Source organism: Lutibacter sp., from assembly GCF_046055765.1.
Lineage (GTDB): Bacteria > Bacteroidota > Bacteroidia > Flavobacteriales > Flavobacteriaceae > Lutibacter.
Map to the genome: position 1 here is coordinate 25,106 of NZ_JASFZF010000118.1, position 10,703 is coordinate 35,808.

Sequence of the window (10,703 nt, forward strand, 5' to 3'; positions counted from 1 at the left end):
TCTATAAACAACATAAAATTAACAATGAAAAACACTTTTTTAAATATGAAGGAAATTTACGTTTAGTAAATGAAATTTATTAGATAAAAAATTTTGTTATCCTAAAAAAAACAGCTATTTTTTGACTCGTAATAGCAATGACAAACGTTTAAAACTCTACTATTGAAATTAAAATGGCTTAAAAATATTAGTTTTACAATACCCATAAAATACCATGTGTTATTTTGGATAGGGTATTTTAGTTTTAATATAATTAGATGGGGAAGTTACTTTAATGATTACTGGTATTCATTTAAATCTAACTTAGTTGAGTTTCCGCTACATATTATATTGGTATATGTAAATATTTATTTTTTAATACCAAGATTTATATTAAACAAAAAATACAAAAGATATATATTGTATTTAATTTTATCTTTATCTATATTATATGTATTACGAACGGGATTAAATTATGTATTAGTCACTAAAAATATTTGGCCAGAAGCAGTAGGAAGTCAGCAAGCTTTTACTTTTAATCATATTATTGCTGTTATTTTAGGAGAAGTTTATGTGTTAGCATTGGCAACCTCTATAAAGCTAACTTTTGATTGGATTTATGAACGGAAAAGATCTGAAGAACTTCAAAAATTACAACTAAGAACCGAGTTAAATTTTTTAAAATCTCAAATTCAGCCACATTTCTTTTTTAATACACTTAATAATTTATATGCGTTAACTTTAGAAAAATCTGAAGTAGCACCAAGTGTAGTACTTAAGCTTTCCGATATTATGCAATATGTTTTGTATGATGCAAAAGAGCCTTTAATTCGTTTATTTAATGAAATAAATTATATACAAAACTATTTAGATTTAGAAAGGTTACGATATGGTGATCAAATAGAATCTACAACTAATATTAGTGGTGATATAGAAGATATACAAGTGCCACCATTACTTTTTTTACCTTTTATTGAAAATTGTTTTAAGCATGGAACTAAAGAAAATGAGCAAATACAAATAACAATTAATTTTAAAAACGAAAAAAATAAATGGCTTATCTTTAAAGTTGAAAATACTTATAACAAACAAAGTGAAACAAATACAATGCATGGAATAGGTATTAAAAATGTAAAAAGAAGATTACAATTATTATTTAAAGATAATTTTGATTTGAAAGTTACAAACACTCAAAACATCTATAGCGTGCGTCTAAAAATACCAATTCTATGAAAATTAAATGTATAATTATTGATGATGAACCTTTGGCAATTAAAGTGATAGAAAATTATTTAAATGAATTTAAAAACATGGAATTAATTGCAACGTTTAATTCAGCCATAGCAGCATTACCAATTATTGAAAAAAATGAAGTTGATGTAATTTTTTTAGATATAAATATGCCAAAAATGAATGGTTTAGAATTTTTAAAAACACTACCAACAAAACCTCATATTGTAATTACTACGGCGTATAGAGAATATGCTGTTGAAAGTTTTGATTTAGATGTGTTAGATTATTTGGTAAAACCAATTCCGTTTGGACGATTTTTAAAAGCCATTAATAAAATAGGAAACAGAGTAAATTTAGAAAAAGATACATCAAACAAAGTTGTTTTTAAAGAAGAACCTTATATTTTTTTGAAAGTAGATAAAAAATTAATGAAAATTAAATTAAACGATATTTTATATATTGAAAGTTTAAAAGATTATATAAAAGTTATAACAATACTTGGCGATTATTTAGTTCACAAATCAATGACTAGCATTTCTGAAGAGCTTCCCAGCGACATTTTTTTAAGAATTCATCGTTCTTTTACAATTTCATTAAATAAAATAACCTCTCTTGAAGGTAATTCAGTTGAAATAGCAAATAGAAGAATTCCAATAGGTAGAAATTATCTTCAGTTTGCAAAACAAAAAATATTAAACACTAAAAATTTAATCAATTAACGTATGTTTATACTTAGAATTATATCTTTCAACAATAATATGAAGTTGATTATAGAAAAAAATTAATTGTTCTAAATTATTATACTACATTAGAGAATTCTTTATAAAAGAGTAAAAAAATCTAATTAACCTTAATACAATATTATTCAAATGCCAACAAATGTAAACCCTACTTCAGGTAGTAAAGCAAACACATCTATTCCAATAATAATCATTGCCGGACTCTTCTTTATCTTCGGATTTGTAACATGGATAAATGGCTCATTAATTCCATTTATGAAAACTTTAAATGAATTAACATCAGCGCAAGCTTATTTAGTTGCAACAGCTTCCTATATTTCCTTTGTAGTAATGGCGTTACCAGCTTCGGCAATAATTAACAAAATTGGCTATAGAAAAGGAATGTCCTTAGGTTTAATTGTAATGGCGATAGGAGCCTTGGTTTTTATTCCTGCAGCAGAAGCAAGAACATATTGGGTATTTTTAACGGGTATTTTTATTCAGGGAATGGGAATGACTTTATTGCAAACAGCATCAAACCCATACATTACAATTTTAGGCCCTATTGAAAGTGCTGCCAAAAGGATTGCTATTATGGGAATTGCTAATAAAATGGCAGGTGCACTAGCGAATCTTGTTTTTGGAGCTTTATTACTATCTGGGATTAAAGAAATTAATGAAAAGTTAAGTGTTGTTGATGGTTATGAGAAAACACAGCTATTAGATACTATGGCAGATAGTGTAGTAACACCATATATTATTATGGCAGTTGTTTTATTTGTTTTAGGAATTTTAATTAGAAAGGCGCCATTACCACATGTTGAAGCTGAGCCTATTGAAGAGGGAACTGAAGGAACTACAACAAAGACTAGCATTTTTCAATTCCCACATTTGTGGTTAGGTGTTTTAACTCTATTTGTTTATGTTGGTGCAGAAGTTATAGCTGTTGATACCATTATTTCTTACGGATTGTCTTTAGGGTTTGAAGGAGCTGATGCTAAATTTTTTGCAACGTACACCTTAATGTTTATGGTGGGAACTTATGCTTTAGGAATTGTGTTAATTCCTAAATTCATCAGTCAAGCAACAGCTCTTAAAGCGAGTGCAGTATTAGGTATTTTGTTAACACTTAGTATTGTAATTACTTCAGGGTTTACTTCTATTTTATTGGTGGCGGCATTGGGTGTTGCTAACGCATTGGTTTGGCCAGCAGTTTGGCCACTTACTTTAAAAGGATTAGGAAAATTCACCAAAACAGCATCAGCCTTACTAATTATGGCAATTGCAGGAGGTGCTATTATACCTCCTTTATATGGAAGATTGGTTGATGCTAAAAAAGCAGAGTTAATAGCTGAAGGAATTGATAAAGTTACAGCAACTGCAGAAGCAGCAACTTCAGGTTATTGGATTTTATTAATATGTTATGCTATTATTTTGTACTATGCCATTTCAGGTCATAAATTAGGATTAAAAAAAGATTAATTTTATGATGGCTACAAAAAGACTAATTGCATTAGATGTATTAAGAGGGATAACAATTTCGTTAATGATTATGGTAAATACTCCCGGTAGCTGGAGTTATGTTTATGCTCCTTTACGTCATTCAAAGTGGCATGGTTGTACTCCAACCGATTTAGTTTTTCCATTTTTCTTATTTATTGTAGGAGTATCTATGTGGTTTTCTTTCAAAAAATATGGAGAAGGGCTTACTAAAAAAGGTCTTTTAAAAGCTTTAAAACGGTTTTCAGTCATATTTTTATTAGGACTTTTCTTAAATGCGTTTCCTAAATTTGACTTTGAACACTTGCGAGTTTTTGGGGTTTTGCAGCGTATTGCTATTGCTTATGGAATTGCAGCTATTTTATGTATGCAATTTAATTATAAGCAATTGTTAATTATTGTTGCAATTATTTTAGTTGGGTATTGGGGCTTACTTTATTTTGGTGGTTCTAATGATGTGTATAGCTTAACGTCTAATATAGCTCGAAAAGTTGATTTGTTTCTCTTAGGGGAGAATCATATTTACAAAGGCTTCGGATTACCATTTGATCCTGAGGGTTTGTTATCATCAATTCCTTCTGTAGCAACTGTAATCTTAGGCTATTTTACAGGTAGGATCATTGAAACTTCAACGGAGATTACTTCAGCTATCAAAAAAATGTTAATTTTTGGTGCTATTTTAACTTTTATTGGTTGGTTTTGGGGATATTTATTCCCTATCAATAAGCCATTATGGACAAGCTCTTATGTAATATACACAGGAGGTTTAGCACTATTATTTTTGGCTTTTTTGCTATGGATTATTGATGTGAAGCAACTAAAAAAATGGACTAAGCCATTCATTCATTTTGGAACAAACCCATTATTTATTTTTTTATTTTCAATTCTTTATGTTAAGATAATTATTTACTTAGTAAAAACAACAAACTCTCATGGAGAAATAATGAATGGTTATAGCTATTTATATAATACTGTTTTTGTACCTATTGCAGGGAATATGAATGGTTCCTTATTATTTGCCGTAAGTCATATTATTGTTTTTTGGTTGTTAACTTATGTGCTTTATAAAAATAAAATATTTATTAAAATATAAAACTTAGTTGGATGAAAAAATATTTATTGAATCATTGTTATTTGATACCAATAGGTAGTTTTTTTTAGTGCCTTTTATAATGGCTAAACTTTTTGCATTTCCTTTTGAAGAAAAGCCAGTATATAAGTTACTTAAAACTGAAAATTTTTTATTTTTGAAACTCATAACAGTACCAAAAGAAGCATCAAATCTAATAGTTTCTACTTCAGTATTATAATGATTTCCAATGGTGAATATTTCTTTAGAACCGTTATTGTTTATATCAAAAAATTTAATATCCATAATTGGTGATATTTGAGCTTCTATGGGGAGTTTAACAATTTTAAAGTTTTTATCACCTAAATTTTCTAAATAGACACTAGATAGTAATTTAGCTTCATAATGAAGAGCGTTATTTAGTTTTTGATTTCCTAATATATCTGTTATTCCCGCATTAGCAAAAGATTTGAAATTTGGATATTTTTCTTTTATAAATGGCATTTGCTGTGATGAACATTCTAAGCCTCTCATAGGAACTAACTCCCCTTTATAAATCCCCGATAATACAATATCGAAGGTTCCATTTTTATCAAAGTCATCGCAAAAAATATGAAATGATTTATTTTTAGACGCCTTAAATTTAGAATTGAGGCCTAAATTACCAATTATATAATCTTGGTCACCATCATTGTCTAAATCTTCACTAGAAATACTAAACCAAATACCAGCTGTATCACTTAAACTCTCTACATTTATTTTACTAAAAATTCCATTTTCATTTTCAAATATTGTAATGGGCATCCATTCTCCAACTATAATTAAATCTTCATCCCCATCATTATCATAATCAGAAAATTCCACATCGCTAATCATTCCAATATTCTTAATTTCAGGTGCATGAATATTGGTTTTTTCTTTAAAAACTCCATTTTCATTGATTAAAAAATATGAATTTGGGGCAAAAGGATATTTATCAGGTATTATTCTTCCACCAATAAACAAGTCTAAATCTCCATCATTATCAATATCAGAAGCTTTTACAATTTGACCGCTTGTTACAATTTTGGGTAATGAGTTTTTAGATTTAATAAAATTTCCTTTTCCGTTGTTTATGTAAAGTCTATCCTTGTAATATTTATCATTTGCAGGAAATTCACTTCCTCCGCTAACAACATAAAGATCTAAATCATGGTCATTATCACAATCAAAAAATAAAGATCCGAGGTCTTCCTGACGATAATCTAATTCCCAAGGACCATTTACTTTGTTAAATGTTCCTTCATTATTTTGAAGATATAAAGCACCTGATTGCCCTTTTGCACCGCCTATAAAAAAGTCCTCATTCCCATCATTATTAACATCAGCACTAGAAATAAATGGGCCATTTTTTGATTGACTATATGGTAGTAAAATTTGATTTTTAAAATCATCAAAACTATTTTCTTGATGCTTAAAGTTTATACCAAGAGTTTTACGGCCTACTTTTTTTAGTAGAGGATTAAATTGAGTTGTATTTTGTTCAATTTTAGCATCACTTAAATAAAAAGTATAAGTTTTGTTTGCTTTTAAATTTTCATAATTAGAAATTTCTCCTGAAGGCCAAATTACTTTAACTTTTTTCACATTACTTTCTTGGTTTAAGCCAAAATTTAGTTCGCTAGAAATTGAAGATTGAAATCCTCTACTCAAATATAGTTCTTGAGATTGTTGTAAAGAATCTGTAAATACTTCTATTTTTGAGCCTATTGCTAATGGATTTATTTTACTACCTTTTAGTTTTATTTTGATGTAATTATTTTTAGAATTATTTCTATAAATGGAAGCAATGTCTTTAGAATTATTTATAATTAAATCAAGAGCTCCATCATTATCCAAATCTGCAGTAGCGCAACCATTTGAATAAGTAGGTTGAGAAAATCCCCAAGTTTCTATGGTGTTTTCAAATTTTAGATTACCAGTATTTCTAAAACTGTAATTTTTAATTTTAGATGAAGGCAACATATTTATAGCCTCATCCAAACTCATTTTTTCCTTTTTTAGGATTTTATTTTTAAAGGAATTTCTAAAATCTTGATTACTTAAATCTTTTGAAATTCCGTTGGTAATAAATACATCTTTTAAGCCATCATTATCAAAGTCAGTAATTAAGGGAGCCCAACTCCAGTCTGTTTTTGAAATTCCAGCTAATTGACCAATTTCACTAAAAGTGCCATTTTTATTGTTTAACTGAAGTGTATTTGCCATATACTGATAATGATATCCAGAATTAACAATATGTGTAAAATTCTCAGTACTCATTGAAGGCATATTTTCTTTACTTCTAACATGGTCTTCAGGCGTCATTTCAAGCACAACAAGGTCTGGATATAAATCATTATTAATGTCTGAAAAATCAGATCCCATACTATTAGCTGAAATATGATTTGTATATGCTAAAATTTCATCATTAAAAGTTCCATTCTGTTTATTAATATATAACATGTCAGGTTCTAAAAAATCATTACAAACATATATATCTGGCCAAGAATCATTATTAAAATCGCCTATTGAAGCACTTAACCCCCAAGCTTTATTCATAATTCCTGCTGAAAAAGAAACATTTTTAAATGAATTTCCTTGGTTTTCATACAATTGATCAGAGCTTTCATTGTTAATTTTTGCTTGAAGTTCCAAACTAATAATTGAATTATTATTAAAATCGGGTCTGTGGTTAACTAAATACATATCTAAATCTCCATCTTTATCATAATCAAAAAAATAGGCTTGTGTTGAAAATCCTTCATCGGCTAAATTCCATTTTTCAGCAGATTCAATAAATGTATTATCTCCTTGGTTTATAAAAAGTTTATTTTTTCTTTTTGTTGGATGTTGTAATTCTCCAGATTTACACACGTAAATATCTAAAAAACCATCATTGTTTATATCAATCATACTTACACCGGTTGTCCATCCGTTGTCATCTTTTACATTAGCAGAATTTGTTATATTTTGAAATTTAAAATTGCCTTTGTTTAGGTATAATGCATTCGATTGCTGATTTGAACTAAAGTAAATATCGATGAATCCATCATTATTTATATCGCCAACAGCAACGCCACCTCCATTATAAATATAAGGGTAGTTTATAAAGTTGAATTGTAAAGATTCTTTAATTGTATTGTTAAAACTAATGGTACTTTGTGATGGTGGAATTAAAGAGAAAAGTGTAGTATGTTTAACTAATTTAGTTTCGGTAGTATTACATGATGATGCTAGAAAAATTAAAACACAATAAACATAGAAAGTATATTTCATAAAAATTATTATTAAATAGGAGGTACTAAAATTCCTCAATTCAAAAGTACTAAAAATCACTAATTATTTTCTACTCTTATGAATTTACTTCTTTATAGAAACGAAAAAGCCTCGCTATTAGCAAGGCTTTTATCATTTTATAATGATTTTATTTATGCTATTGAAACTCTTTTAAAGTCAATTACATCTATATCACCAACAGAGCTAACATATTCCGCAACTGTTTGTTTTTCGTTTTTAATATAAACTTGGTCAAGCAAACATTGTTCAGTGTCTAAAGTTGTATTGTCAGAAATAAATCTTTCAATTTTACCAGGAATAATTCTATCCCAAATTTGTTCTGGTTTTCCTTCAGCTTTTAATTGTTCTTGTAATCTTACTTTTTCTTGAGCAATAACCTCATCAGTTAATTGGGCTCTAGAAATATAAGTAGGTACATTTTTAAGTGTTTTACCTAATCTACCTAGCTCAATATTATCTTTTTCAATTACGGCAATTCTTGCTTCAGTTTCAGAAGTAATATATGCAGGGTCAAAATCTTTGTAAGATAAAATAGTAGCTCCCATTGCAGCAGCTTGCATAGAAAGATTTTTAGCTACATCAGCAACACCTTCAATAGTAGAAGATAATGCTGTTATGGCAGCAATTTTATTTCCTACGTGAATGTATGAACCTACATATTTTCCAGTAACTTTTTCAAAAGAACCAATTTCTAATTTTTCGCCAATGACTCCAGTTTGTTCAATTAATTTTTCACCAACCGTCATCCCTCCTCCAAAATCAGCACTTAAAAAGTCTTCTTTTGAATCGCAGTTAACTGCAATTGAAGCAAATTTTGTAGCTAAAGCAACAAAATCATCATTTTTAGCAACAAAATCAGTTTCACAGTTCAGTGAAATGATAGCCCCAATAGTTTTTTCATCATTTACTTTTGCAATTACTGCACCTTCAGAAGTGTCTCTGTCAGCTCTTTTATCAGCAACTTTTTGTCCTTTTTTACGTAAAATATCAATTGCTTTGTCAAAATCACCTTCTGCTTCAACAAGCGCATTTTTACAGTCCATCATACCAGCTCCGGTAGATTTTCTTAATTTTTTTACATCTTGAGCTGTAATTTTTGCCATTTTATTTTTATTTTTTGTTGAATTTTTAATTCAACTATGATACATTAATTATTTTTTCGCTTCAACTTTCGCTTCAGTCTTAGCTTTCGCTTTTTCTTCAGTTGCTTTTTCTTTACCAGCTTTTCTCTCTGCTAACCCTTCTGCGATATCTTCAACAACAAAGCTTAATACTTTATCAATAGATTTTGAAGCATCATCATTTGAAGGAATTACATAATCTATACCTCTTGGATCAGAGTTTGTATCAACCATTGCAAAAATTGGAATGTTTAGTTTTTTTGCTTCAGCAATAGCAATGTGTTCTTTTTTAACATCAACTACAAAAATAGCACCTGGTAAACGTGTCATATCAGTAATAGAACCTAAGTTTTTTTCTAATTTTTGACGTTGACGGTTAATTTGCAATTTTTCTCTTTTTGAAAGTGCATCAAAAGATCCATCAAGCTTCATTCTGTCAATTACAGCCATTTTTTTAACAGCTTTTCTAATAGTAATAAAGTTTGTTAGCATACCACCTGGCCATCTTTCAGTAATGTATGGCATGTTTACGCTTTTAGATTTGTCAGCAATTATTTCTTTTGCTTGTTTTTTAGTAGCTACAAAAAGGATTTTTCTACCTGAAGTTGCAATTTTTTTCAAAGCTTCAGCAGCTTCTTCAATTTTTGCTTGAGTTTTGTAAAGGTCAATAATATGAACACCGTTACGTTCTCCATAAATGTAAGGAGCCATGTTTGGATCCCATTTTCTTGTTAGGTGACCAAAGTGTACACCTGCATCTAATAATTCTTTAATTTCAATATTTGTCATCAGTATTTAGTTTACGTTCCGTTGAGTTAGCAATAGGGAAGTAGCGAATAATCGATCTTCCCTATTTGGATGCTAAACTTTTACCAGTCATTGACTGATCAACGACAACTTTGTTTTAATTTTAATTTCAATGAACCACCAAATAAATTGGTGAAACAATTCAATAAAACGATTAACGTTTTGAGAATTGGAATTTTTTTCTTGCTTTCTTTTGACCGAATTTTTTACGTTCAACCATTCTTGGATCTCTTGTAAGTAATCCTTCTGGTTTAAGAATTGCTCTGTTTTCTGGATTTAACTCAACTAATACTCTAGAAATTGCCAAACGAATTGCTTCAGCTTGACCAGTAATACCACCACCAAAAACATTTACTTTAATATCAAATGCTTCTGCATTATCAGTTAAATTTAATGCTTGCATTACTTTATATTGTAAGTGCGAAGTAGTGAAGTAGTTTTTAAAATCTTTTTTATTAACAGTAATATTTCCTTTTCCTTCAGAAACATAAATACGGGCTACAGCCGTTTTTCTTCTACCTATTTTATGTATTGTATCCATTATTTAAGATCGTTAAGGTTAATAGCTTTTGGTTTTTGAGCTGTTTGTTGATGTTCAGTACCTGCATATACATACAAATTTCTGTATAAAGCACTTCCTAATTTATTTTTAGGTAACATCCCTTTTACTGCTTTTTCAACAAGGCGTGTTGGTTCTTTTTCAAACATTTCTGTTGCAGTTAATGATCTTTGTCCTCCTGGATAACCTGTGTGACGAATGTAAGATTTGTCACTCCATTTTTTACCAGACAATGTTATTTTCTCTGCGTTGATAACCACTACATTGTCTCCACAATCTACGTGAGGAGTGTAATTAGGTTTGTATTTACCTCTAATTAGCATTGCTATTTTAGAAGCTAGACGACCCAACGTTTGGCCGTCTGCATCAACTAATACCCACTCTTTAGTAACGGTATT

The 10,703-nt window shown here is 29.2% G+C and carries 9 protein-coding genes; 4 read left to right on the forward strand and 5 right to left on the reverse strand.

Annotation, left to right across the window (positions count from 1 at the left end):
• Positions 1 to 162 precede the first annotated feature (162 nt).
• The 4 genes from QM495_RS11480 to QM495_RS11495 all read left to right on the forward strand — a co-directional run bounded on the left by QM495_RS11480 (position 163) and on the right by QM495_RS11495 (position 4,524).
• Positions 163 to 1,212: a sensor histidine kinase gene (locus tag QM495_RS11480; protein WP_408672254.1), complete on the forward strand. Its 1,050-nt coding sequence runs from the start codon at positions 163 to 165 to the stop codon at positions 1,210 to 1,212.
• Positions 1,209 to 1,931, forward strand: coding sequence for a LytR/AlgR family response regulator transcription factor (locus tag QM495_RS11485; protein ID WP_408672255.1), 723 nt, complete (start codon positions 1,209 to 1,211; stop codon positions 1,929 to 1,931). The genes QM495_RS11480 and QM495_RS11485 overlap by 4 nt, the downstream gene beginning before the upstream one ends.
• Positions 1,932 to 2,081: 150 nt before the next feature.
• Entirely contained in the window at positions 2,082 to 3,413 is a 1,332-nt protein-coding gene (locus tag QM495_RS11490; protein ID WP_408672256.1) for a sugar MFS transporter, read from the forward strand.
• A 7-nt stretch (positions 3,414 to 3,420) separates the two neighbouring features.
• Positions 3,421 to 4,524, forward strand: coding sequence for an acyltransferase family protein (locus tag QM495_RS11495; protein WP_408672257.1), 1,104 nt, complete (start codon positions 3,421 to 3,423; stop codon positions 4,522 to 4,524).
• Positions 4,525 to 4,527: 3 nt separating this feature from the next.
• On the opposite strand, the gene QM495_RS11500 is transcribed toward QM495_RS11495, so the two are convergent.
• The 5 genes from QM495_RS11500 to rplM form a co-directional block, all read right to left on the reverse strand.
• Positions 4,528 to 7,797 carry a VCBS repeat-containing protein gene (locus QM495_RS11500; protein ID WP_408672258.1) on the reverse strand — a complete coding sequence of 1,090 codons (3,270 nt, stop codon included), beginning with the start codon at positions 7,795 to 7,797 and terminating at the stop codon, positions 4,528 to 4,530.
• Between the two features lie 152 nt (positions 7,798 to 7,949).
• Entirely contained in the window at positions 7,950 to 8,921 is a 972-nt protein-coding gene (gene tsf, locus QM495_RS11505; RefSeq protein WP_408672259.1) for a translation elongation factor Ts, read from the reverse strand.
• A 48-nt stretch (positions 8,922 to 8,969) separates the two neighbouring features.
• Positions 8,970 to 9,728, reverse strand: a complete 759-nt coding sequence (gene rpsB / locus QM495_RS11510; RefSeq protein WP_408672260.1) for a 30S ribosomal protein S2 — start codon at positions 9,726 to 9,728, stop codon at positions 8,970 to 8,972.
• Positions 9,729 to 9,900: 172 nt separating this feature from the next.
• Positions 9,901 to 10,287, reverse strand: coding sequence for a 30S ribosomal protein S9 (rpsI, locus tag QM495_RS11515; RefSeq protein ID WP_408672261.1), 387 nt, complete (start codon positions 10,285 to 10,287; stop codon positions 9,901 to 9,903).
• A partial coding sequence (gene rplM / locus QM495_RS11520; RefSeq protein ID WP_408672262.1) for a 50S ribosomal protein L13 occupies positions 10,287 to 10,703 on the reverse strand: 417 nt, incomplete at its 5' end. The genes rplM and rpsI, both read right to left, overlap by 1 nt.